23 protein-coding genes are annotated in these 25456 nt (G+C 48.0%); 12 read left to right on the top strand and 11 right to left on the bottom strand.

Features of this window, described 5'->3' with window-relative positions; translation table 11 throughout:
* Positions 1 to 7: 7 nt before the first annotated feature.
* Together WJT86_RS02030 and WJT86_RS02025 are read left to right on the top strand one after the other, a co-directional pair.
* A complete protein-coding gene (locus WJT86_RS02030; RefSeq protein ID WP_346335821.1) occupies positions 8 to 1063 on the top strand; it encodes an ABC transporter ATP-binding protein in 1056 nt (351 codons plus the stop codon).
* A gap of 472 nt (positions 1064 to 1535) precedes the next feature.
* A complete protein-coding gene (locus WJT86_RS02025; protein ID WP_346335820.1) occupies positions 1536 to 2363 on the top strand; it encodes a GntR family transcriptional regulator in 828 nt (275 codons plus the stop codon).
* A 27-nt stretch (positions 2364 to 2390) separates the two neighbouring features.
* On the opposite strand, the gene WJT86_RS02020 is transcribed toward WJT86_RS02025, so the two are convergent.
* The 4 genes from WJT86_RS02020 to WJT86_RS02005 form a co-directional block, all read right to left on the bottom strand.
* Complete coding sequence (locus tag WJT86_RS02020; protein WP_346335819.1) at positions 2391 to 3677, bottom strand: MFS transporter; 1287 nt, start codon at positions 3675 to 3677, stop codon at positions 2391 to 2393.
* Positions 3678 to 3740: 63 nt separating this feature from the next.
* Complete coding sequence (locus WJT86_RS02015) at positions 3741 to 4622, bottom strand: DMT family transporter (RefSeq protein WP_346335818.1); 882 nt, start codon at positions 4620 to 4622, stop codon at positions 3741 to 3743.
* Positions 4623 to 4703: 81 nt separating this feature from the next.
* On the bottom strand, positions 4704 to 5783 hold the full coding sequence (locus tag WJT86_RS02010) for a LacI family DNA-binding transcriptional regulator (RefSeq protein WP_346335817.1): 1080 nt from the start codon (positions 5781 to 5783) through the stop codon (positions 4704 to 4706).
* A 146-nt stretch (positions 5784 to 5929) separates the two neighbouring features.
* A complete protein-coding gene (locus WJT86_RS02005) occupies positions 5930 to 6883 on the bottom strand; it encodes a formate/nitrite transporter family protein (protein ID WP_346335816.1) in 954 nt (317 codons plus the stop codon).
* 321 nt (positions 6884 to 7204) lie between these two features.
* On the opposite strand from WJT86_RS02005, the gene WJT86_RS02000 reads away from it, so the two are divergent.
* Positions 7205 to 7597, top strand: coding sequence for a ComEA family DNA-binding protein (locus WJT86_RS02000; RefSeq protein ID WP_346335815.1), 393 nt, complete (start codon positions 7205 to 7207; stop codon positions 7595 to 7597).
* 31 nt (positions 7598 to 7628) lie between these two features.
* On the opposite strand, the gene WJT86_RS01995 is transcribed toward WJT86_RS02000, so the two are convergent.
* A complete protein-coding gene (locus WJT86_RS01995; RefSeq protein ID WP_346335814.1) occupies positions 7629 to 9578 on the bottom strand; it encodes a hybrid sensor histidine kinase/response regulator in 1950 nt (649 codons plus the stop codon).
* A 184-nt stretch (positions 9579 to 9762) separates the two neighbouring features.
* Between WJT86_RS01995 and WJT86_RS01990 the strand changes: the two genes are divergently transcribed.
* The 3 genes from WJT86_RS01990 (at position 9763) to WJT86_RS01980 (ending at position 11889) form a co-directional block, all read left to right on the top strand.
* The gene (locus tag WJT86_RS01990) at positions 9763 to 10377 is read left to right on the top strand and encodes a ribonuclease D (RefSeq protein WP_346335813.1); all 615 of its coding nucleotides are present in this window, start codon (positions 9763 to 9765) and stop codon (positions 10375 to 10377) included.
* A gap of 165 nt (positions 10378 to 10542) precedes the next feature.
* Positions 10543 to 11277, top strand: coding sequence for an LPS export ABC transporter periplasmic protein LptC (gene lptC, locus WJT86_RS01985; protein WP_346335812.1), 735 nt, complete (start codon positions 10543 to 10545; stop codon positions 11275 to 11277).
* A 24-nt stretch (positions 11278 to 11301) separates the two neighbouring features.
* Positions 11302 to 11889: an LptA/OstA family protein gene (locus WJT86_RS01980; protein ID WP_346335811.1), complete on the top strand. Its 588-nt coding sequence runs from the start codon at positions 11302 to 11304 to the stop codon at positions 11887 to 11889.
* Positions 11890 to 11944: 55 nt separating this feature from the next.
* Here WJT86_RS01980 and WJT86_RS01975 read toward each other — a convergent pair whose 3' ends face one another.
* From WJT86_RS01975 to WJT86_RS01960, 4 genes are all read right to left on the bottom strand, one after another.
* Positions 11945 to 13321 (bottom strand): L-serine ammonia-lyase, encoded by a 1377-nt coding sequence (locus tag WJT86_RS01975; RefSeq protein WP_346335810.1) that lies wholly within the window; start codon positions 13319 to 13321, stop codon positions 11945 to 11947.
* A gap of 131 nt (positions 13322 to 13452) precedes the next feature.
* Entirely contained in the window at positions 13453 to 14631 is a 1179-nt protein-coding gene (locus tag WJT86_RS01970) for an amidohydrolase (RefSeq protein ID WP_346335809.1), read from the bottom strand.
* A 139-nt stretch (positions 14632 to 14770) separates the two neighbouring features.
* Positions 14771 to 15229: a hypothetical protein gene (locus WJT86_RS01965; protein ID WP_346335808.1), complete on the bottom strand. Its 459-nt coding sequence runs from the start codon at positions 15227 to 15229 to the stop codon at positions 14771 to 14773.
* On the bottom strand, positions 15229 to 16035 hold the full coding sequence (locus WJT86_RS01960; protein ID WP_346335807.1) for a DUF3100 domain-containing protein: 807 nt from the start codon (positions 16033 to 16035) through the stop codon (positions 15229 to 15231). The genes WJT86_RS01965 and WJT86_RS01960 overlap by 1 nt, the downstream gene beginning before the upstream one ends.
* Positions 16036 to 16225: 190 nt before the next feature.
* Between WJT86_RS01960 and WJT86_RS01955 the strand changes: the two genes are divergently transcribed.
* Positions 16226 to 17134, top strand: coding sequence for a LysR substrate-binding domain-containing protein (locus WJT86_RS01955; RefSeq protein ID WP_346335806.1), 909 nt, complete (start codon positions 16226 to 16228; stop codon positions 17132 to 17134).
* Positions 17135 to 17282: 148 nt separating this feature from the next.
* Entirely contained in the window at positions 17283 to 18056 is a 774-nt protein-coding gene (gene lptB / locus WJT86_RS01950; protein WP_346335805.1) for an LPS export ABC transporter ATP-binding protein, read from the top strand.
* A gap of 64 nt (positions 18057 to 18120) precedes the next feature.
* Here the strand turns inward: lptB and WJT86_RS01945 are convergent, their stop codons facing one another.
* Complete coding sequence (locus tag WJT86_RS01945; protein WP_346335804.1) at positions 18121 to 20325, bottom strand: PepSY domain-containing protein; 2205 nt, start codon at positions 20323 to 20325, stop codon at positions 18121 to 18123.
* An 81-nt stretch (positions 20326 to 20406) separates the two neighbouring features.
* On the bottom strand, positions 20407 to 20694 hold the full coding sequence (locus tag WJT86_RS01940) for a PepSY domain-containing protein (protein ID WP_346335803.1): 288 nt from the start codon (positions 20692 to 20694) through the stop codon (positions 20407 to 20409).
* Between the two features lie 126 nt (positions 20695 to 20820).
* On the opposite strand from WJT86_RS01940, the gene WJT86_RS01935 reads away from it, so the two are divergent.
* From WJT86_RS01935 to rpsA, 4 genes are all read left to right on the top strand, one after another.
* Positions 20821 to 21147, top strand: coding sequence for a PepSY domain-containing protein (locus WJT86_RS01935; protein WP_346335802.1), 327 nt, complete (start codon positions 20821 to 20823; stop codon positions 21145 to 21147).
* The gene (locus tag WJT86_RS01930) at positions 21128 to 21808 is read left to right on the top strand and encodes a response regulator transcription factor (protein ID WP_346335801.1); all 681 of its coding nucleotides are present in this window, start codon (positions 21128 to 21130) and stop codon (positions 21806 to 21808) included. Before WJT86_RS01935 ends, WJT86_RS01930 begins: the two co-directional genes overlap by 20 nt.
* A 4-nt stretch (positions 21809 to 21812) precedes the next feature.
* A complete protein-coding gene (locus WJT86_RS01925; protein ID WP_346335800.1) occupies positions 21813 to 23207 on the top strand; it encodes an ATP-binding protein in 1395 nt (464 codons plus the stop codon).
* Between the two features lie 252 nt (positions 23208 to 23459).
* Positions 23460 to 25169 carry a 30S ribosomal protein S1 gene (rpsA, locus tag WJT86_RS01920; RefSeq protein WP_346335799.1) on the top strand — a complete coding sequence of 570 codons (1710 nt, stop codon included), beginning with the start codon at positions 23460 to 23462 and terminating at the stop codon, positions 25167 to 25169.
* Positions 25170 to 25456 lie beyond the last annotated feature (287 nt).

The raw sequence follows: 25456 nt of genomic DNA, 5'->3' as shown, positions 1-25456 counted from the left end.
GCCGAACATGTCGTACATTCGGCTAAACCATATTACAAAACGCTTCGGCAATGTCATTGCCGTGAACGACCTCAATCTGGAGATCGGTAAGGGAGAGTGCTTCTCCATGCTCGGCCCATCGGGTTGCGGTAAAACAACAACGCTTCGTATGGTAGCAGGCTTTGAAGATATTGATGAAGGCGAGATCTGGGTTGGAGATCGTCTGATGTCTTCAAGCAAGACAAACTTCTACCTCCCACCGGAAAAGCGTGACTTCGGTATGGTGTTCCAGGCCTTCGCGGTCTGGCCCCACCTGACCGTTTATGAAAACGTCGCATTCCCTCTGCGGTTGCGGAAGCTGCCGGATTCTGAAATTCAACAGAGAACAACGGATGCTCTCAAGCATACCAATCTCTATTCTGTTGCAGATCAGAGCCCGATTGATCTGTCCGGTGGTGGTAAGCAGCGCGTTGCACTCGCAAGAGCGCTGGCGATCAACCCGGATGTCATGTTGCTGGATGAGCCTCTCTCAAGTCTCGATCCGCACCTGCGTGAAGAAATGCGCTTTGAAATCAAAGAACTTCAGAAAAAATTTGAGTTCTCGATTATCTACGTCACGCATGATCAGGCAGAAGCGATGGCCTTATCTGACCGGATTCTTGTTATGCGCGGTGGTGTTGTTGAACAGATTGATACACCACTTAACATATATAATAATCCGGCGAATAAATTCGTCTTCAGCTTCATCGGTCTGTCAAACTTCCTGAAGGTGCAGAAACAGGGTGACAAAATTTATCCTGTCGGCAGTGAACATGCCCTTACCATGGCTGTACCGGATGCGACTTTTGCAAATACACAGGAAGCAACTCTGGCCAGTCGTCCAGCTGAGATTGATTTCTCAGATGATGGTGAGCTGTATGGTGTTGTTAAACGCCGTACGTATCTTGGCGAGATTACCGACTACGCAATTACAGTAGGTGATCAGGAGCTGCGTGTTCAGAAGAACTCACGGAAGCCTGGTCCAAAACTGGGTGAGAACTGCCGTTTGAAACTGTTACGTCCTCATTGGTATTCAGCAGAATAGATAGCTCTATACCTCAATTAAAAAATCAAGTTGCCGCAGGCCCGCTCCTGCGGCAGCTTATTTGTCAAGTAAATGAACAATCTATCAATTTCCATATTATTATATTACATCTCAAAGATCTTCACTATAATATCTATTTATATTTATCTAAGAAATTTTAATATAAATTAATCACCAAACAAATACGGAAAATTGAAATAAAATTAGTTGTATATTTCACAACATATATATATTGTTTATATTCCGTTGCGGAATCCAACCGTGAAAACCTACAAAATTTGGGCAGAAGGTGATCAGAATCTCATTCTACAGACATAAGCTAATTCTCTTCACATCAGATAGAAAAGTTTAACTCATGTCTTCAGGTTACTTTTCTGCGTTGGCAGAATTTCGAACCTGAGTTTAGGCCATCCAAATATAAGGTTACCTCAAGAATCTTTTTTTGATCTAATCTCAGCGCTGAGTCAGAAACATGAAAAATAAAAACAAAGCCTACACAGATAATTACAAGCAATATATTTCGCCTGCTTTAAAAGCTTATCCCGCACTCTCCGAGCTTTCATCTCTGACAGGCATGCAGGCAATTATCCATGATCGCATATGGGACTCTATTATTAACGGCGAACTGAAGCCTGGCGCCAAAGTTCCGGAATTGCAAATTGGTGAAGCTTTTAGCGTAAGCAGAACTATTGTTCGCAATGTTCTCATTGTCATGGAACAGGAAGAGCTCATTACGCTCCCACCTAATCGTGGAGCCTATATAGCAATCCATACGCCTGAGCAGATTGAGCAGGCTTTTGAATCCGTCAATTTGACGATGAAATATATTATTCAGCAGCTAAGTGAAAACCCTGCTGCAATCTCTGCAAAAGATCGCCAGAAAATTGAAGCTCATTTAAACTATGAATTACCGGATGATCTTAATCATAACCAGCGCTCTCACATGCGATTTGGTATGGAATTTATAGCCCTGCTGTGTGCAATCTATAACAACAAGATGCTTCTCAAATTTGCTGAAAGAGTCTGTAGTATCATTATGATTGCATCAGCAAACTTCCAGCAGAAGCTTATAATGTGGCCTGAAAAGAAAAAACAGGAACAGATTATAAATGCCATTTATGCAGGTAAGGCAGTAGAGGGAATCTCTGCTTTTGAAAGCTATATGAAACCACTTCAAAATAGCTTTAATTTCGATGTTCAGGAGCAGAATAAAGATATCTATAGCGTTATCTCAAGTCTGTCCGATGGACTGAATCTGCAAAAACCAATTCGGCACCGCAATATCAGCAAAAAAAAATAAATTCATACCAAACATACCGGGAGTTGATTACGCCATAACTGCTCCCGGCATTTTCTTAGCCCTGTCATCAACCAGACAGGCAGCCAGAAATGCCGCTCCAATAGACAGGCAGACAGCGGTAAACCACAACATTCCATACTGGCCCGTGTGATCAAATAAAACACCACCCATGTAAGCGCCAAGTGCGGCACCGACAGCATGGCCTGTCTGCAAGAGCCCCATGGAAAGCCCCAAAACACCGATACCCAGCTTACTTGCCAAAAGGCTTGCCGTAACAGGAACGGTTGAGTAATCGAAGAGCCCGAACATAACGGCAAAGATTAACAGTAACGGATAGCTGTCACCAATATAGAGCAGCAGAATAAAGCTCAGTCCGCGCATGAAATATATTGTTGCCAAGAGCAATGAGCGATTGACCCTGTCCGTCAGCCATCCCGCTAAAATCATGCCGCAAAGATTGAAACCCGATAGAAGAACATAGGCTGATGTCCTCGGCAAAGGTGGGAACCCGCATAAAGCGGCGTAAGGCATCAGATGCGTTTCAATAACACCAGCTGTGGTAAAACCACAGACAAAATAGGTCCAGAAAAGAATCTGGAACGGAATACTCAGAAGAACCCGTTTGAGCTTAGCACCCAACGTTCCATCAGAAATACTTTGCTCTGATGAGTGATTACTATTGCCCGAGGCTTTTTCAATTACGACAGAATTGCGGATTACCTTTTGTGTTTGCGGGCGCAAAAGCCATAACGTTAAAGGAATAAGACAAATTGAAATAATACCGATAACAATATAGCCATATTGCCAATCGCCAGTTTGAAGCAGAATGGCAAACATAGGCAATAACAGCAGCTGTCCGGCCGTTGAACCCGATGCCCCGATACCTGTCGCCAAGCCACGATTGACGACAAATTTCATGGCAATGGTTGCTGCAATCACATGCTGCGCGATTACGCCAAAAGCAATACCACCAGAAACAGCATAAGTAGAAATAAACAACCATTCTTGGGATGCACTCTGTAAGGAAGCAATCCCAAAACAAGCAATCGTCAATGCAACCAGGCCAAAGCATATCAGGAAGCGTGGACCATATTTATCAACGGCGTTGCCCACACAAGGTGCTGTTACCGCCATCACAAGAAGTGCCCAAGATGCCGATGTGGATATAAACCCCCGTGTCCAGCCAAACTGACTTTCCATAGCAGGCATGACAAGTGACAAGGACCCACGCGTTGAAGATGCAATGGCAAGTGTCAGAAAGCAGATTGCAACAACCAGCCATGCATTCCAGTCAATCTGCTTTTTCTCGTACATTAAGGCTTCCTGTAGCTCAGATATGCGAACAAACCGCCATCATTCTCATTTCATTCCAAGTAATCAATCGCGCTTTGGTATATTAACAACCGCCAAAGCAAGAAGAATAAGAGCAACACCGGCATCATCAAGAGAGCTCGGCACTTCATTCAAAGACAGCCAGGCAAAAAAGATTCCGAAAACAGGAACGGCAAGCATACTGAGGCCAGCGATACTCGTTGGCAGATTTTTCAAAAGGAAAAGCCACAATACCCATGCAAATGCCGTTGCCGGAATGGCATTATAGGCGAGCGCAAAGAAGACATATTCATTCCAGACAGGCGTTGGCTGCTCTACAAAAAGGGCAATAACCGCAATCACTACGGCCCCGATCGCCATCTGCCAAGTTGTCAGAGACAGCAAATTGACATCAGGGTATCTGGCATAAAGCTTTTTAGCGACGATGGCACTGGCGGCCCAGGAAATGCTCGATATCAACGCAAGCGTGGAGGCCCACCATGCTCCCGCAAAATTCCAGGGTTGAAGAACAAAAATAATGCCGACCAATGCAATTGAAACAGCAAGATACTGGAGCTTGCGCATACTTTCGCCAAGAAAGAAGACAGCCATAAGGATTATCCAGAATGGCATCGTATAGACAAGCACAGCAACTTTACCGGCACCCCCGCTGATCAAGGCCCATTGGGAAATACCAATCATCCCCCCGGTCTGTAACAGGCCAATCAGTGCGGTTGGCAATAATGGCGGCGGTTTAAGCGGGATACCTCGGACCATCAGCACAATGAACAGACAACCCGCCCCCAAAAGACATCTCAAAGCCGCAAAATCAAATGCTCCCATGTATCTGAGCACCGATTTCATAACGACCCAATTATAACCCCAGAGAATGGTCAGAACGAGAAGTCCGAGAAAGGCGATCTGTTTATTTTTTGATGATGTTGACATATCAAACTTCTAAATCAAAAACGGATGGCTGCCAGAACCCCGGCAACCACCCGTTTCAAGCTAAAGATTACTTTGTATCGGTCAGGCTTTTAGCGGCTTGGTACTACCACGAACGACCAGTTCACAATCAAGTTCAGTATGGCTCGCAGGAATATCTTTTCCATCAAGCCGCGCAATAATCTGTGCCGCGGACAAACGGCCAATCTGCCTCTGTGGCGGACGGATTGTTGTCAAAGGTGGCTGACAAGAATCAGAGAAGGTCAGGTCACCAAAGCCGATAACGGACATATCTTCCGGAACCTTCAGGCCACGACGATGGGCTTCAAACAGCACACCCAGCGCCAGCGCGTCATTGGAACAGACGACACCATCAATATCAGGGTGAACAGACAATACTTCGTCAATCAGCCAGATCCCGACAGGCGTTGAAGCCATATCAGGTGCTGTAAAGGTAATGGGAGTATGTAAGCCGCGTCTTTGCACTTCTTCTTCGTAGCCATCGGCACGACTGCGCACGCGAAGATCTTCATTGATAGCCGCACCAATATAAGCAACCTTGCGGCTACCCTGCTCATAGAGATAGGCAGCCTGACGACGGCCAACTTCATAGTGAGAGAAGCCAATGCTCATATCGACAGCATGCAGCTCTTCTGTCGGCATATCCCACATTTCAACAACGGGAATCCCGGCGGCTTTCAGCATTGTACGGGCACGTTCTGTATGGGTCAGCCCAGTCACAACCATTGCCGCTGGAAGGCTGGCAAGAAACGCCCGGATGATATCTTCTTCACGCTCAGGCAAGAAGTCTGAAACACCGAGAAATGTCTGGTACTGCGAGGCATGGAATATATTCTGAAGCGTATTATACGTCTCGGCATAGAATGAGTTCACAATAGACGGGATGATAACGCCAATGATGCGGCTGCGGGCAGATGCCAGACTTCCTGCCATAAGGTTAGGCACATACCCCAGCTCATCAATGACTTTCTGAACACGTTCTGCCAGTTCCTTTGAAACAGCATCCGGTTTACGCAGATAAAGTGACACCGTTGACGGAGAAACGCGGGCTGCGCTGGCAACATCGCTCATCGTCAAACGTTGTGTAGCCCTGCGGCTTCTACGGGCTGCCATTGATTTGGACTTTACAGTTCTGGACGCCATAGCTTGCCTATAATCCTGTTTTTTCTGTATTTGTTAATAGCGTATCGTAACAGTTTGTTCGAGTTGTATCAAAGCTACAGCATATTTCAGCGGTAGCAATCTAAAACAACCATTTTTAACCAGACTTTCCATCGCTTTATGACAAGTCAGTGCTGTTCCTGCTTTGGTCGGCGGTAGGCAATCCAATACATCAGACCGATGCATATCCCGCCCCCAACAACATTTCCAAGAGTGACAACACCCAAGTTCTGGATAAAATGATCAACGGGTATTTCAGGAGCTGCCTGTTTAATATCAATCCAGAATTTTTCGGGTGCCCACCATTTTATGAAAAGCCCGAGTGGAACGAAGTACATGTTGGCAACACAGTGCTCAAACCCTGCAGCAACAAATGCACCAATCGGAAAAACAATCGCCAAAACTTTATCCGCAACCGTTCGACCAGCATAACCAACCCAAGCACCAAGGCACACGAGCACGTTACACATAATGCCCATGAAGAAAGCCTGATCACTGGGTAATGTCGCTTTGCTGGACGCATAATAAAGTGCCATCTCACCGACGGCTCCATGACCTTGCATATATTGCCCGGAAAGAAACACAATCAGGGCTGTTCCCAGAGCACCGACAAGGTTGCCAAGCCAAACAAGAACCCAGACGCGCATCATGGCCCGACCTGTAATCCGGCCGCTGGACCATGCCATAACCATCAGTGCATCACTGGTAAAAAGCTGAGCACCTGCAACAACGACAAGGATAAGCCCGGTTGCAAAAACAAACCCGCCAACAACCTTTGCCAGACCGAAAGCCACCATACCCGCAGAACCGGCCTGCGCAACAGTTGCAAAAAGCCCCCCGATACTGATGAAGGCCCCTCCCAAAATAGCGAGAACAAGAATGGTTACGGTATCGTACTGGGTTTTCTTGACACCGACATCTTCAGCCAGAAGCGCGACTCCATCTGGAGGCAAGGTTGGCAATGCAGCATAAGAAACGCGCAGTTCCTTATCCAGTTGTGCTCTTTCATAGCGAGCAGCATCATTGGCTTCACCATGATCTGCAACCTTTGCTTGTTTCAGATCAGCCTTTGAAACTTCCATCAGAACCTTCCAACTTTATTCAAGCAGGCTTTATGCGCTTACGTGCATCACCTATAGATTTAGATATTTATATTTTAGTCAGTACATATAGCAGATAGAACGTACACATCTAAAGTATAATTATAGCGTGATTACGCCAATACAGGAATGGGCATTATCGACGCGTTAAACCAATAGATTCAGCACGTATCAAACCGAGCCTTGAAACTTTTTGCTCAGCTAGGCGTTGTATGATCAGTAGCAGCCTATCACATACAAACGAGCTGCTCTTCTTGAAACGCAGATCATAAATTCATACCCTGCAAAATAAGGAAATTTTAAATGAATATTTTCCGTACCGGACTTGTGACTCTTGGATTGCTTATCTCTGCCACAGCCATGGCGCAGGCGCCCGCTCCGGCAACCCAATCCCCGACAAAGGCCGTTACAGATACGGTTAAGGATGCTGTCGATAAAACCAAAGAAAAAGTCAAAGATGTCTCTAAAGACGTTAAAGGCACTGTCAAAGAGCTCGTTGGCGATGAGACACTGATTGATATTAACTCAGCTGATCTCTCAACTCTTTCTTCTCTCAACGGCATCGGGCCAGTCAGAGCTGCGGCCATTATTGCAGGCCGTCCATACAAGGGTAAGAATGACCTTGTTAAAAAGGATATCATTCCTGAAAGCGTCTATAACGACATTAAAGACAAGATTGTCGCCAAGCAGAAATAAGCTTTATCGGGCTCTTTAAGAGCCCGAATTTTTATTTTCGTTTGTCCAAAGTCTCAAGCCTTCTGGCAAGGTCTTCTAACCGGTAAGGCTTGGGAATAAATTGGGCACCTTCAACCATTTTCTGCTCAATTGAGAGCTTTCCCGGATGCCCAGATGTCAGGATGATACCGATATCCGGATATTTCTCACGGACATTTCTGGCTAAAACAAACCCATCGACACCCGTTCTGAAAACAATATCCGAGAATAGAACATCAATATTTGCGTGCTTTTGTAAAACCGCTTCCGCCTCTTCAGCATTTTCGGCAACAAGTGCCGTGCAGCCCAGTGTCTCAAGAATGGCAACTGCACTTTCACGGACTTCCTGCTCATCTTCAACGACCAGCACGAGCATCCCTGAAAGCGATACCTGCGCTTCGGTATCGGCAGACTTGCCAGCCACAACGACTTCCTGAGTTGCTGGCAAATAAAGCCGAATACATGTTCCTGTTGCATCTGACCGAACAACTTCAATTCCACCCTCAGACTGGCGCGCAAAACCATAAACCTGACTGAGGCCAAGCCCGGTTCCCTTACCCATTGCCTTAGTTGTGAAAAACGGCTCGAATATGCGCTGCAGAAGATCGGCTGGAATACCTGTACCCTGATCTGTCACGGTAACCGATACATAATGGCCAGGCTTCAAAGGACCAATTGTATTACGCTCTTCACCATTAACCTGAACATCAGCCGTTTCAATACGAACCTTTCCCCCATCAGGCATGGCATCACGCGCATTAACAACCAGATTAAGCAGGGCAGATTCAAACTGCGCACTATCTACTTTTGTCAGCGCAAGCTTTTCAGCCAGCTCAAACTGCAGTTCTACTGTTGCCCCGCTTGCCCCTCTCAGAACGGAGTCGAAGCCGGCAATCAGACGATTGATATCATGAATATCGGGTGCCAGTGCCTGACGACGTGAAAAGGCAAGCAGTTGGTTGGTTAATTTGGCACCACGTGAAGCTGCCAACCGTGCATTATTCAATAGCCGGGTTTCACGCTCATCAAGTGTTCTGCGTGATAAAATTTCAAGGCTGTTCACGATCACTGTCAGGAGATTGTTGAAATCATGCGCCAGGCCACCCGTCAGTTGCCCAACCGCTTCCATTTTCTGTGCCTGAAATAGTGCATCGCGTGTTTCCTGAAGATCGCTTTCTGTCTTGCGACGCTCTGTAATATCACGGGTAATCTTGGCATAACCGATCAACGTTCCATCGGTATCATAGACAGGGTCAATAACGACATGAGCTCTGAAGTAGCTCCCGTCTTTGCGGATGCGCCACCCTTCCGCATCATATTTTCCTTCATTTTTTGCGGTCTGCAGTGACTTTAAAGGAATACCCAGAGCACGATCTTCTTCCGTGTAGAAGCACGAGAAGTGTCTCCCGACAGCTTCCTCTTCCGTATAGCCTTTGATGCGTTGCGCCCCGGCATTCCAGTTGGTGATGTAACCATCCGGGTCCAGCATGAAAATCGCGTAGTCGGTAACACTCTGAACAAACAGCCGGAAGCGTCGTTCACTTTCCATCAGCTCCCGATGCGCGCGCACGCGCTCTGTAATGTCGCGGGTAATTTTAGTGAAACCGAGCAGCGTACCATTTTCATCCCGAATTGGATCGATCACAATAACGGCCCAGAAGCGGCGCCCATCTTTGCACACGCGCCACCCTTCAGCCTCCCAGCGGCCCTCACGCTGTGCAACGTCCAATGAATGGTGAGGCAAGCCCGCCTGACGATCTTCCGGTGTGTAGAATATTGAGAAATGCTGGCCGATGATTTCATCGGCCTTATAACCTTTGATTTTCTCTGCGCCCGAATTCCAGCTGGCAACCTTGCCATCGACATTGAGCATGTAAATGGCGTAATCGGCCATTGCATCAATCATCAGCTTCCAGCGCTGGTTTTCATCAAACAAGTGTAACGTAGAGGTATCCTGCTTCATATCCCCTCGCAGAAGATTAAACCATTAATGCGCAATATCGTGAAGTTTATCGCGTATGAATATTTATAAGATAATACATCAAATAGATATTCTGCCAAGGTAACTCACAATAGCCAGAACTTGTCGATGACTGTCTAAGGTGCTACCTAAACTCCATAATTACGAACAGGGATATCTGTAAAAAATGCCAATACATTTTCACCGTGAAGATCTGCCAAACAACTATAAGCCAGGTAAGGCAATCGCGATTGATACGGAGACTCTCGGACTCAACCCCCACAGAGACAGGCTATGCGTTGTACAGATATCGAAAGGTGATGGTTCTGCGAATATCGTCCAGATACTGAAAGGACAGAAACCACCTAAAAACCTGCTCAAGGTTCTTGCAGACCCGGATGTCCTAAAGATTTTCCACTTTGCTCGGTTTGATCTGGCTATTCTTTATCAAGCCTTCAATGTCATGACGACTCCGGTCTATTGCACGAAGATCGCATCAAAGCTGGTGCGAACCTATACTGATCGTCATGGACTGAAAGATATTACCCGTGAGCTGCTTGGCATTGACCTGTCCAAGCAGCAGCAATCATCTGACTGGGCCGCCGACAAACTGTCTCAGGCACAGCTGGAATATGCGGCATCAGATGTCCTGCATCTTCACGCGCTTAAAGATAAACTTGACGCCATGCTGGCCCGCGAAGACCGGACAGAAATTGCGCAGGAATGTTTCAAGTTTTTGCCAACGCGCGCCTTGCTTGACCTAAAAGGCTGGCCTGAAACGGATATTTTTGCCCATAGCTAACCAAGCACCGCACACAAAGAGTGGCAAAAGTGATGAATTGTGCGCACCATAACTTTGCCACGTATTTCTATTAGATTTAATGGAAGAATATGTGTATTGCTGATTACCGGTAGACATTTGTGCCCAGTATAAAAGACTGAGAAGTCTATCTGAAGGAATTCGTGTGTGAACGTAGAAATGGCTATTGACGGGGCAAAGGCAGAGGCAAACGGTGTCGCAAAACGCGAACCGCGGACTCGTGCCTATAGTGACGCACAGCGCCACACCAAATTCGTCAAAGTATTGAAAAAAGCGATTCCTATCGGCTCGATTCTGGCAATTGTCCTGATGATTGGGTTTGCCTATTTTGACCCGTTTCGCAATATTGATGGTCTGACTGTTGGCCCGGTAACACTGAACGGCACACAAATTACCATGCAGAGCCCAAAACTGACCGGCTTCAGAAAAGATGGTCGTCCTTATGAGATGATTGCCAGCGCAGCAACGCAGGATGCCAAAGAGCCAACTCTCGTTGAACTGAAAGATCTCCGGGGCAAAGTCTCTCTTGATGAAAAAGGCGGCCTTGCCCACTTAAAGGCTGACATTGGGCATTTTGATACCCAAAAGGAAAACCTGCACATCAAAGACAATGTTTCGGTTAAAACTGAGAACGGTCAGCAGGTTTATCTGAAATCAGCATCTATCGATTTTAAAACCGGTAAAGTGGTTTCTACCGAGCCAGTATCTGTACGACTTCAGAGTGGAACAATCGATGCACAGGGCCTTGAGGTTCTGGACAATGGTCGGGTTCTGGTCTTTACAGGACGTGTGCACTCAGTCTTTGAAAAATTCCCTGATGAGGATGAAACAAAGACAGTTGAAGAAACAGGCACTGTGAACACACACTCTGAAACTGAATGAAATTAGAATTTTGAGCGACAACCAATGAAGAAAAACTCTTTGATTAAAAACATCCTGATTGGTTGTAGCGTTGCTTTCATTGCAACATCACCAGCAATCGCCCAGAATAGCAAGGCACGGCCCTCTGCGCTCAATACTATGGGTTCCAACCGTGAACCGATTAAGATTGATGCTGATAAGCTGGATGTTTTTGACAAGGAAAGCAAAGCTATCTTCGAAGGCAACGTCATTGCTGTTCAGGGCGACAGCACAATGAAGTGCACCAAGCTGACCGTTTTCTATGATCAGAACAAAACGGCAAATGGCGAAAAAGCAGAAAAGTCTACGATTGCAACTCCGGGACAGGATCAGCAGATCAGAAAGATTGATTGCGCAGGCCCGGTGACTATCGTCAATAAAACGCAGGTTGCAACAGGTAATAACGCAGTCTTCGACCGTATTGCCAATAAGGTTATTCTGACAGGTAACGTGACCTTGAGCGAAGGGCCGAATGTCACGCGTGGTGATCGGGTTGTTTATAACCTCAATACGCAGACCGCCAATATTGAGAACAAGCCAGGCGGCCGTGTTCGCGCCCTCTTCGTCCCGGGCAGTCAGGATGAAAAGCCATAAAGGCTAAGTCGTAAAATCCAGATATTAAAAAACCGGCCTGATGGCCGGTTTTATTTTATGAGCAAGGCGTTGATGAACCGCAGAAGCCACCACATCCGACTTTCAGGGCTAACCCTCCGCAAGAGGTTTCACGATACTTGGTATTCATATCGCGCCCGGTTTCATACATCGTCTCAATCACCGTATCGAGCGATACACATGGCGCACTATCGCGTTGCATCGCCATACGTGCTGAATTGATTGCCTTAATTGCTGCAATCGCATTACGTTCAATACAGGGCACCTGAACCTGACCAGCAACCGGGTCACATGTCAGGCCAAGATTATGCTCCATACCAATCTCAGCAGCCATACAGACACGTTCAGGTGTTGCACCCATAATTTCAGCAAGGCCAGCGGCCGCCATAGAGCAGGCAACACCCACTTCTCCCTGACAACCAACCTCAGCACCAGAGATTGACGCGTTCATCTTATAGAGAAGACCGACAACACCGGATGCCAGAAAGAAGCGAACAATATGGTCACGCTTCAAAGGCTGCACAAACTGATTATAATAGGCCAGAACAGCAGGTATGATACCACAGGCGCCATTCGTGGGAGCCGTCACCACACGACCACCCGCAGCGTTTTCCTCACTGACAGCAAGGGCAAACATATTGACCCAATCGATAATTCGCATCGGATCGTTGGCATTGATATTATCTTCTGTCAGAGCCTTATAAAGTGTTGGTGCCCGTCTTGGCACTTCTAAAGGCCCGGGCAGGACACCACCATTCTTGAGGCCCAGCTGAATGCAATCCTGCATTGTCTGCCAGACACGCTCAAAATATTCGGATATTTCCTGCTCTGTACGATAGGCCTTCTCGTTCTCCATAACGAGTTCAGAAAGCGTCCAGTCGTTTTCTTGGCAATGCTTGAGAAGGTCAGCGGCATTGTTGAACGGGTAGCGCTCCACAACCACAGGGATAACCTTCTGCTCAAAATCGACGGCATCGACAACGAACCCACCACCGATTGAGTAATAAGTTTTTACGAGCAGCTCTTCATCACCGTTAAAAGCCTTAAGCTCCATTCCATTCTCATGAAGTGGAAGTGCATTTTCATGGAATACAAGCCCACGATCTCGTGGAAAATCAACCTCATAGCGTGCTTTGGCGATCGGCAGTCTTTGCCGTGTCTCAACATCTTTGATAAAGCCCGGGATAAAAGCAATATCAACCGTATCCGGTTCATAGCCTGCAAGCCCAAGAATAATGGCAAGATCAGTATGGTGACCTCTGCCTGTCAATGAGAGTGAGCCATAAACATCTGCTTGCAAACGTGTGACCTGTGCCAGCAGTCCGCGCGTTTCAAGTTCACGAATGAACATACCGCCTGCCCGCATCGGGCCAACTGTATGGGAACTGGATGGCCCAATTCCAATTTTGAACATATCGCAAACACTATTCACAGTAGCATCCTTTACAGAACTTCAATTTAACTGAAGTTTTTCATTCTCTGATCCGGCACTGGTCATCCAACACCGGATCATTCTTTAATACCTCAACTCTATGAGGACTTTGCTTAGCTCATTAGCAGCTTGTGGATCAGCGAGACATGCATTGAAACACCTGTCTTCATTGCTTCCTCATCAAGCTTGAACTGCGGATTATGCAGGCCGTGGACAGCACCAATCTTTTCATTCCGCGATCCAACAAAGATGAAGCAACCTGGTACCTTCTCGAGATAAGCAGAGAAGTCTTCCGCACCAAACATTGGTGCCGGCATTGTTTTAAACTCTGTATCTTCTAGATAGGTTGCAATAACATCAGTCGCAATATCGCAGGCATCCTTGGTATTGACGCCAACAGCATAACCGCGTGTCCATTCAAGCTCGTATTCAGCTCCGTAAGCAGCACAGATTCCAGCAAGAGTCTGTTCAAACAGCTTTGGTGCCTTTTCACGTACAGCCTTATCGTGTGTTCTGATCGTACCTGCCAGCTTGGCTGTTGAAGGGATAACGTTATAGCTATCACCGGCCTGGAATGTGGCAACCGTTACAACAGGTGCCAGCAGCGGGTCGAGGCGGCGGGACACAACACTCTGAACAGCTGAGACGAACTCAGAACCGACTGCGATCGGATCAATGGAAAGATGTGGCATGGAACCATGGGCACCGCAGCCTTTGATGGTGATATCAAAGTTATCACTGGATGCGCAGAAGACCCCTTCTTTCAGCATGACTTCGCCTGTTGGGATATTTGGGAAAACATGCAACCCGAAGATCATGTCAACGCCATCCAGAACACCCAGATCAACAAGATCCTGTGCTCCTCCAGGAGGAACTTCTTCAGCATGCTGGAAGATGAAAAGCACTTCACCGGCAATCTGATCCTGCATCTGGGAGAGAACCTTTGCGGCCCCCATCAGCATTGCAGCGTGGGAGTCATGACCACAGGCATGCATGACACCTGGCTTTGTTGAGCTGAATGGCTCACCACTGTCTTCTGTCACTGGCAACGCATCAATATCTGCACGCAGAGCAATACGCTTACCCGGCTTTCCACCTTTCAGCAGAGCCTGAACACTGTTTGGTGTCAGCTGTTTGAGTTCCAGATTTTTGAGCTCGGAAAGCTGCCCATAGATATATTTTGCAGTTTCGAGTTCATGGAATGTCAGCTCAGGATGCATGTGCATATGACGACGCCAAGCGATAACATCCTGTTCGACTGCAGCAATTGCCTGTTTAAGTTCCTGTTTCATGACCAGCTCCTTTTAAAAGCCCGGCACCTCTCTCAGTGCCCTGTTTTAAACATAAGGGTTCTGTCAGCAGCCCTCGTAAGGGCTGCCGGGTTGGTAATTTTTAAGGAAATCTAAGAAAACGACGTTTTCCAGAACCGTCTTAAATCGATCCACCCCATCTCAGGGAGAATTCGGCGATGATGGCAGCGAACAGGAAGGTTCCTGAGAACACGGCCAGAGCAACCGGAACAATTCTCCATGATATCTTTTTGAACATATGAATGTCCTTACCAATGGAGAGACCAGCCAGCGCCAGAACCGGTGTACAGACTGCCAGAAACTGTACTTTTCCTGTCAGAGCCAAAACCTGCTCATGTAGTGGGAACAGCGGCGTTGCAGCGAAAACGGCAGCGACTGAAACCCAGAATATAAGAGGGAGCTTATGCAAGCCGGGAATCTTTGAGATTAGATATCCAACAGTTGCAATTGCAGCAATTACAAGAGTTCCGAGAACAGAGTCGATCAGAGGGACCTTATAACCAACTGCGTTACCGCAGGCCGCAATAAGCCCGACCAGAACAAACATCAAAACCATTTCAAGGGATTTGTTAATAGCCATTATGCCTTCTCCACTAGAACGGTTTCAGGCTCAACCTTCTTGCCCATCATCTTCGAGAAGACCACATACATCTTCGCGGCAAATGGCAGAGAGAAGAACATGTAAACGTAGATACCCAGAACACTCGACATCAGATTGGCCGCACCGGCATATGCCTGAATGTTTGTCGCCTCTTCAGGATAGATGGCAACAATTGATCCAACTGCGGCAGCCATCATGCTTCCACTACCGACACCTGCGCCCATGGCCAGAGAGTACGGATGGAAGATATTGAAATAAGCAACGATACTTGCCAGAAAACCAACGGTGATGGCGCCGAACAGTGTACCCATAATATAGGTCGCCATCACACCGCGGCCCTCAGGGCTATCGAGACCATATTTATCATCGATAATCGCGATATTCGGCTCACGGGCAACACTATAGGTTGCACCGACAGCTTCACGTCCCATACCAAGCGCAACAGCTATTGGCAGACCAAGAAGGATTGTTCCCAGGAAGTGGCCGATTTCCTGCATAATCAAAGCAAGAGAGGCACCTTTCAGAATTCCAAGCTTTGGCCCGATATCCAGTCCAAGCTTTACAACAAGCAACATCAGCGCAGCTGACATGACACCTGTTGCTGCCTTCATATTCTTCTCAGACAGAATTTTGAAAGAGGGCCAGCTGATGATACCACCAAACAGCATTGCATAAAGCATTGGCAGCAAAACAATAAATCCGTAGTGCAACTTACCAATCAGCTCTGAAACGAGCACGATTGCCAAACATAAAAAGTGCACTCTCCAATCACGTAACATATCCATGTTCGCGCACCTCATCAATTTAACAAGGCAGAAAATGACTTGAGGGATTATATTGTTATGACGCCCCCAAGATATCCGTAGTGATTATTTTCTGCATACGAGACCTTACGAAACGCAACCTATACAGTTTCCATATTTTTGAAAGATGAAAAAATCTTTGGGGCGATACCTTTTGTTGATATAGTAGATTATGCAAAAATTACCGAAATTACGCCAACTCAAGGCGTTTCAAGAGATTATCCGTTGTGGGAGCATTCGTTCCGCTGCGAAATCTCTCGGACAATCCCAGCCTGCCTTAACAAGAACCCTGCGTGAACTTGAAGCTACACTTGGTACGGCTCTGGTAACACGCGGTGCTCACGGCATCTCTTTGACAGAATCAGGCAAGGCTTTTGCAGTCCGCATGCACTTTATTCTGGAAGAGCTGAAACGCGCTCAGGAAGAGCTCAGTCACCTGAATGCCCATTCTCAAGGTAAGGTAGCTTTTGGCTTTTCCTCACTCATTGCCTTCACGGTACTGCCCGGTGTTATTCGCGATTTCAGAATGCGGCGTCCCCTGGCAGGAATTTCGTTCAAGGAAGCCCAGCTCTCGAATCTTATCCCGGCTTTACGCGAGGGACAGCTCGATTTTGCAATTGGCTCATTGAATGAAGACATCCCTTTAAGCGAATTTATTGAAGAGCCTTTATTTACGGCTCCCTTCAGCATCATTGCCAGCAAAGATCATCCACTTGCCAATTGCACATCTATCGATGAGCTGAGACATGCCGCATGGTTTCTGCCTGAAACCTCGATGGGTTATTATAAGGAGCTCGAAAACTACCTCTGGCCTATTGAAGGAAGTATTCTTCATTCAGATTCTATTTCTTCCATCCTGAGCCTTGTCACCAAGATTGACGTTCTGTCGGCTATTGCAACGGCAATGCTCCATCCGCTTGGTCTTGGAGATACAATTGTCGCCTTACCAATCAAGCCAGAGCTTCCCTCAGCCACATACAGCCTGATTTATCCACGCAAGGCTCCGCTAACGGAAACGGCACGCCTGATGATTGATACAATACGCCGACACTGCCGCAAACATAACTGGAACAAGCCATAGAGCCTATCACTTGTCCTTACTTATTGTGCAAACGCCAGACATCGGGTGCTGTTTCGCATTCCAATAACTTGAAAATTCTTCTAGAAAGCTTCCGTTATTCTGCAATTTCTGCCAATACAACTACTCTTAAGGTTTTTGGAAACCCGATATGAACGAACAGAACAAGATACAGAACGAAGGCATTGCTGTGTTTGGCGGCCCAGGGGTTCTTGCCGTTAAAGGGTTGCAGAAAAGCTACCGCAACAGAACTGTTGTACAGGATGCAGGCCTGCATGTCCGCACAGGTGAGGCTGTTGGTCTGTTAGGACCTAATGGGGCCGGCAAAACAACAATCTTCTATATGATTACGGGTCTTGTTGCCGCAGATCGTGGTTCAATCAACCTTGATGGCAATGACATCACCAATCTGCCGATGTATCGCCGTGCACGCCTTGGCATCGGCTACCTGCCACAGGAAGCCTCCATTTTCCGTGGCCTCAATGTCGAAGACAATATTCGCGCTGTCCTTGAGGTTGTTGAACCATCCAAGAAAGAACGTGAGCGCAAGCTTGATGAGCTTTTGGAAGAGTTTGACATCAAACGCCTGCGCAAAGCACCTTCCATCGCACTATCTGGTGGTGAGCGTCGCCGTTGTGAAATTGCCCGCGCTCTTGCCGGTGATCCAACATTCATGCTTCTGGACGAACCTTTCGCCGGTATCGACCCCATCGCTGTTGGAGATATTCAGAATCTGGTTCGGCACCTGACACGCCGCGGCATTGGTGTTCTGATCACTGACCATAACGTTCGTGAAACTCTTGGTCTGATTGATCGTGCCTATATTATTCACTCCGGTCGCGTTCTGACTGAAGGGACACCGGACAGCATCGTTGCCAATGAAGAAGTCCGCCGTCTCTATCTTGGTGAAGATTTCCGCTTCTGAATTCAATTTTACGTAAAAACGGCGCCTCACTGGGCGCCGTTTTCGTATGGCATATAATCGAAACTTAATCGAACAGATCATACCGTAGGGACCCGGCAGCCTTCCATTGCTGGATTGTCTGCTCGGCCTGTGCCTGCGGAATATTGTCATTGGTCACCAACGCCGTCACAAGGGCAGCATCAACACCGTTTCCAAGGCGGGTCTTACCGCAGACATAAAGTATGCCACCTTTGTTCCGGATGAGATCAACAATCTCGGCACCATTCTTGACAATTCTGTCAGTCACGTAAGTCCCATCCCCCTCATCGCGGGAGAATGCTGTGCTCAAGCGGGTTAGAGCACCACTCTTTTCCCATGAGGCAAGGGTATCACGATAGAAAAAATCTCCTTCACGATGACGATTCCCAAACAGCAGCCAGGCTGGACCTTTTTCCTGATTACTATGCTGGCGTTCTTCGATGAAGCCTGTGAATGGGGCAATACCACATCCTGTTGCCACCATAATAACCGGGGTCGTAACATCATCTGGCGGATTGAAAGCTGGATGATAACGGACAGCTCCCGATAATGTTGTACCGATTGGCAGGGCATTGCACAAAAGATTCGACATCTTACCAAAGTGCTTTGTGCCGGCTTCATCAGTCCAGACATTACGGCTGACCGTCAGAATAATGCGATCAGCCGTTACATGAGCACTGTTACCGATCGAATAGCAGCGTTCAGTCTCTCCTTTACCAGGCGACAGCATGAGAAGGTCACCCGGGCGGAAAGGTACGGCACTCTTCAGTTCAAAAACAATCTGCCATGTTTCACTTGTGACATGATCTTCACAGTTATCCAGACGATTACGCTCAATAAGCGTAACTTCAACAGGGGCGTCAGCCTTAGGAGCCTCTACCTCACCCACTGTGATGGACAGCGCTTTCTGGATGCCATCCAGCCATTCATGCCAAGCCTTCTGTGGTGCGCCATCGGCGCGAACTATCTCCATAAATTCCTGCGCACCTGTGCCAAGCAGAACGGAACGGAGCTTTTCACCACCGGCGCAGAAATGCTGGTAACGTTTGTCGCCAAGAGCAAGCATTGAGAATGAGATATTGAGTTCTGCACCATGCAATGATGCCATGAATGCCCGACCCGGCTCAGCCAGATCACCTTCACCTGTGGTCGACGCAATAATCAGAAGATGACGATATTGCCCGAGATGTTCAATACGTACGCCGGACAATGCCATGCAGGCAGCCTTTGCACCTCCAGCTTCAAGCGCCTTGTAAGTGGCCTCTGCCAATTGTGCAGCTGTTCCTGTCTGGCTGGCATAAGCAACAAGGATATCGGCATCAGCAGAGCCAACCTTACGCTTCGACTGACGCCAGCGCCGGAACCATGAAATGAAGCCGGTAACTGTCAGCAGGCTCATAGCGACAGCAATAAGAAAATTGAGAATCCCGGACCAGGCTCCGGCCCATGTCCCCTCATGCAGGCTTTTAAAAAGACCCGGACCTTCAAACTTCTGGACTGCCAGTCCCTTACCAACAATGTAAGTTGCTTGCCCCTTATCCGTTACAGTCTCAAGCATAACACTGCCCGCTTTAAAGCGACGGGCCGAGATGACAGACTTAAAACCTTCTGTCTGCGAAACAGTATCAATACTCTGGACAAAAGCAGCCCGCGGGCCAGATTGTGGCAAGATAAGCGGTTTGCCAATATCAATGTGATAGGTCATCAAAATGCCTGTTAAAGGCAACATGATGAAAAGAGGGAGAGCCAGCCAGCCAGCCGTTATATGCCAACCCAATACAGTATTGCTCATACGTAACCAGCTCAGGAACGGCCCAATCAGCACTATCGCAAGCATGGCAAAGGTTGCATAAAGAACTATACTACCGGCACCGATCAACAGGTTCTTGTGAAAGGATTTCACAATACCGAAGATATCGATAGCCGTACCAGTTCCCGGAACGCGTTCTCCAGTTGCAACAGCAAAGGAACCATTGGGCCCATCAGCCTCGCTGATAACTGTCATAACCTGCCCATCAGCAGACAGATTAAGCTGACGAATAGTGTCTGCCGGATCAATCTTTGCAAGCGTTGACTGAAGAACCTCTGATTTAACAATTGCTGGTCCACCAGTAATCATCGGGTCTTCAACAATAGGTTTGAATGCAAGAACACCACCAGAAATGATGATCAGCAGGAACAGTGGCGCCAGAATAAGCCCAACCCAGCGGTGGAGTGAGAGCGCCATGCCTTTGACAGAGAGTTTTTGCATTGAAGTTTCCTAAATCTTGGGAGAGATAAAGCGGCAGGCAGTTTCTGGCGAAACATCTGTATTGTTCCGCCAGGATATTAATTAACGACGGTTGTTTGCAGGCAGACCGGTCTGTGGGTTGTAGTAGATCTCAATCTTGGCGCCATTCTTATCATAGCCTTCGATCTCATAGCAGGAACCATCACGCTCGGCTTTCATCACCGTATAGCCAAGCTGCTTTGCATGTTCTGTAATCTCATGAAGGGGCTTCCATTCAGAGGAAGGGGCAGATGTGCAATGATCTTTTGCCATTGCCGGAGCAGCGAAAAGAACAGCAGCAACAGTTGCACCGGCAACAACACCAAAACGACCGAAAATCTTATTAGACATGATATTCTCCTGATAGATAATTTGTTTCTTCTTGAAACAATGAAGACGGTATAGCAGGAGTGTGCTGACAGACTTCTGAGATGCTCTGTCAGCATTTTGTCAGGTAGAGGAGAGCATAATCACATCATGATGCGTTTTAGATTTATACTCCCTCTTCTACTCGCTTTAGGCGTCAGCGCCGCAACCATTCCCGCCTTCTCTGATGACGGGCATGAGCAGGCACGCGAAGCCTTGCAGCGTGGTGAAATCAAATCCCTCAGTGAAATCCTCACCATGCTCCAGAAAGAAATGCCGGGCGAAGTTCTTGAGATCGAGTTTGAACGCGATAAAGGTTTATGGATTTACGAGATTAAACTTATCGACAAATCCGGCCGCTTCATGAAAGTATATGTCGACGCCACAAAGAATACGATAATCCGGGTAAAACAGAAATATGCGAATCCTGATCGTTGAAGACGAAATTCGTATCGCGAATGATCTGAGCAAGGCACTTGAAGCAGCGGGCTACACGATAGAAACAGCCGCCGATGGTGAAACAGCCTGGTTCATGGGGGATACAGAAGATTATGACGCGATCATTCTTGATCTCGGCCTACCCAAACTTGATGGTTTGACAGTTCTTAAGCGCTGGCGTGCTGCCGATAATAATACGCCCATTTTAGTTTTGAGTGCCCGCGGCACATGGACAGAACGCGTTGACGGCATTGATGCAGGCGCAGATGATTACCTGCCTAAGCCATTTGAAATGGAAGAACTGCTTGCCCGTTTGCGGGCTATCGTCCGGCGCTCAACAGGAAATCCGTCGCCTTTCATTGAAATAGGCGAAGTCCGTCTTGATGAACGGCAAATGCGCGTCAGCGTCAGAGGTGTACCAATCAATCTCACACCGCTAGAATACCGCTTTGTCAGTTATCTGATGCATCACAAAGAGCGCATCGTATCTCAGACAGAATTATCTGAACACGTCTATGCTCAGGATCAGGAGCATGAAAGCAATGCCATGGAGGCTCTGGTCAGCCGTATTCGCCGCAAGCTCGGCGTTGATTTGATAGAAACACGCCGCGGGTTTGGCTACTGTATTAAGGCCCAGGACGTGTCAGGCATAGGAGCATAACCTGTTGAAGAAGGCGGGTTCCATAAGGTGGCGGCTTTATATCGCTGCAATCATAACAATTGTTCTGGCACTTGCTGTCGCTGGTGCTGGTCTTGCCTTTCTTTTTGAACGCCATATTACCCGCCGCGTTGATGCAGATATGTATCTCTATCTGCAGCGGACTTCCGCCCATATTGATATCTCAACAGAAACTGGCGAAGTTTCCATCCAAACACCTTCCGGGCGGGAAAACAGGCAACGTGCCCTGAAGCCTTTTGGCGGTTATTACTGGCAGATTACCGATAACGATGAAGTGGTTCAGACCTCCCGCTCTCTTTGGGACCAGACCATTGCAATGCCACCCCACGCCCCCGCTAATCCGCAAGAAATCCAGCGCTATAATGCACCCGGCCCGAATGGAACGCAGCTTCGTGTAACCTACAGACAACTCCTGATAGATCGCCCGACAGGAGATCCTCACCGTATTGGTGTTTTTGTCGCCGTCGACTATGCAACAATATCGACCCCACGGCAGGAGTTCATGCGTGATATTCTGCCATTCCTTGCGCTGCTGGCAGTCGTTCTTATCGTTTCAACCTTTGTTTATCTCAACTATGGGTTGCGGCCACTGGAATCGATCAGACGCGAAATGACCGCTATTCGATCAGGCAAAAAAGAACGGTTCCCGGAAAATGTGCCAACAGAACTGCAGCCACTTTCAGAAGAAATAAACGCACTTCTGGATGTACAGGATAAAGAACTGGAGCGTGCCAAGAACCGGGCTGCCGATCTTGCGCATGGATTAAAAACTCCTTTGACTGCAATGGCGGGGGATGTTCGTCGTCTACGTGAAAAAGGCGAAGAAGAAATCGCCAGTGAAATCAGTCAGGCAATCGGCATCATGAACAATCACGTTGCCAGAGAGATGACACGTGCTCGCGTCAGGAGTATCGGCTCAAAACGTTATGCAAAAATCCCTGTCGCTAAAACATTACTACCACTGGTTGGAACACTCCAGCGCACACCATCGGGTGCAGCTCTTGACTGGCAATTTAAAATTTTACCCGGCATCAGCATTGCCATGGATCGCGAAGATCTTATGGAAATCATGGGCAATTTGCTTGAAAATGCCAGCCGTTATGCAAAATCAAAAATTATTCTTGATGCCAAGGAAAATGCAGATGGTCTTATACTGACCATTGATGATGACGGCCCCGGCCTAAGTGACAAACAATGTGAACAGGTACACGGCCGTGGACAGCGTCTGGATGAAAGCGGCGGTGCCGGCCTTGGCCTTGCGATCGTTCAGGATGTTGCCAATGCCTATAATGCAAAACTCACACTTTCTCAAAGCGATCTGGGTGGCCTGCAGGCATCGATTTTCATGCCTGCAAAATTTACAGGCTTACCAGAAGCCTGAGAATCGAGAATTTTAGGTTTTTTCCTTTAAAAAGCTTGTTCTTGACGCCAATTTCCATTATGAAACCATCCTCTTCTGGATTCAGTTCAGAAGAAACAGTTTTTGCCGTCGTCACTGCGCCGGCTTACCCTCTGGGTAAGGTGTTGTTAAATCTGGCTTTTAGCCCCAACGACGCCGATGTGTAAAAACTGCCCTTAACACCAACCACCGGCGCCGCCTCTCCGAAATGATCGGAGAAGCCTAGGAGCAACAATGTCTCAAGCTACTCTAAACGCACCGAGCCGTGAGGATTTCGCTGCGCTTCTCGAAGAATCCTTCCGCACTTCCGAAATCCATGAAGGCTCCGTCGTCAAAGGCAAAGTCGTTGCCATTGAGAAAGACGTCGCAGTCATCGACATCGGTGCGAAGACAGAGGGCCGCGTCGCCCTTAAAGAATTTACTGGCCCGAACCGTGACCTGACACTCAATGTCGGTGACGAAGTCGAGGTTTATGTTGACCGGATCGAAAACGCTCTTGGCGAAGCTGTTATCAGCCGCGACAAGGCTCGCCGCGAAGAAAGCTGGGTCAAGCTGGAACGCGCATTCGAAGCTTCCGAGCGCGTCAATGGTGTTATCTTCAATCAGGTCAAGGGTGGTTACACCGTCGATCTCGATGGCGCTGTTGCCTTCCTTCCACGCAGCCAGGTCGATATCCGTCCAATCCGCGACATTTCTCCGCTGATGGGCGTTTCCCAGCCATTCCAGATCCTCAAGATGGATCGTCGTCGTGGCAATATCGTCGTTTCACGCCGTACAGTTCTCGAAGAGAGCCGTGCAGAGCAGCGTTCTGAACTCGTTGCCAACCTTGAAGAAGGTCAGGTCATCGAGGGCGTTGTCAAGAACATCACCGAATACGGTGCGTTCGTTGACCTCGGCGGCATTGACGGCCTCCTACACGTCACAGACATGGCATGGCGTCGTGTCAATCACCCAAGCGAAGTGGTCACAATCGGTCAGCCGGTTCAGGTCAAGATCATCAAGATCAATCACGACACACACCGCATCTCGCTTGGTATCAAGCAGCTTCTGGAAGATCCATGGGAAGGCATTGCTGCCCGTTACCCAGTTGATACCCGCATTAAGGGCCGCGTAACGAACATCACCGATTACGGTGCATTCGTTGAGCTGGAACCAGGTATCGAAGGTCTGATCCACGTTTCCGAAATGTCCTGGACAAAGAAGAACGTCCATCCTGGCAAGATCATTTCCACTTCTCAGGAAGTCGAAGTTGTCATCCTCGAAGTCGATTCTTCCAAGCGCCGCATTTCGCTCGGTCTCAAGCAGACCCTGCAGAACCCATGGGAAGGCTTCGCTGAGAAGCACCCTGTTGGTTCCGTCATCGAAGGCGAAGTCAAGAACAAGACAGAATTCGGTCTGTTCATTGGTCTCGAAGGCGATGTCGACGGCATGGTCCACCTTTCCGACCTCGACTGGAACCGTCCAGGCGAGCAGGTCATCGACGAGTTCAAGAAGGGCGACGTTGTTCGCGCTCAGGTTCTCGATGTTGACGTCGAGAAGGAACGCATCTCCCTTGGTATCAAGCAGCTTGCAGGTGACCCATTCGCCGATGCTGGCGAGATCCGCAAGGGTCAGGTTGTAACCTGTGAAATCCTTGAAGCCAAGGAATCCGGCCTTGAAGTTAAGATCGTTGATACCGATCTTACAACCTTCATTAAGCGCTCCGAACTGGCTCGCGATCGTGACGATCAGCGCCCAGAACGTTTCGCAGCCGGTGAAAAGGTCGATGCACGCGTGACACAGTTCGATCGCAAGTCCCGCCGCATCAGCCTGTCCATTAAGGCTCTTGAAGTTGCTGAAGAAAAAGAAGCAATTGCTCAGTACGGTTCAACCGATTCTGGCGCTTCTCTCGGCGACATCCTCGGCGCAGCCCTCAAGGCTCGTGGCGACAAGGACGAAGAATAAGAATTGGTTGCCCGATCATTCGAGCAATTACAAATCAGGGCCTGCAACTCCAAAAGGGTTGCAGGCCTTTTTATTTGGAAAATACGCACACCTAACAACCAGAGTTTCTTTGGAAGGAACCTTGTCGTTCCCTGTAAGAATTAACAGGTGGAGGATGACGTCTGTCAGAGAATGACTTGGAAGCGGCTCTATTAGCTCACCTGCTCTGAAATAGTCAGAGGCAAGAAAAAGGCTGGAGGCTCTGTGCCAACAGAGCCATAGGGGTCACGCCCTTAATTGAAGATAAT

This window comes from Hohaiivirga grylli (assembly GCF_039655745.1).
In the GTDB taxonomy this organism is placed as follows: domain Bacteria; phylum Pseudomonadota; class Alphaproteobacteria; order Rhizobiales; family Beijerinckiaceae; genus Hohaiivirga; species Hohaiivirga grylli.
This window is presented reverse-complemented; position numbering and strand designations above follow the sequence as displayed.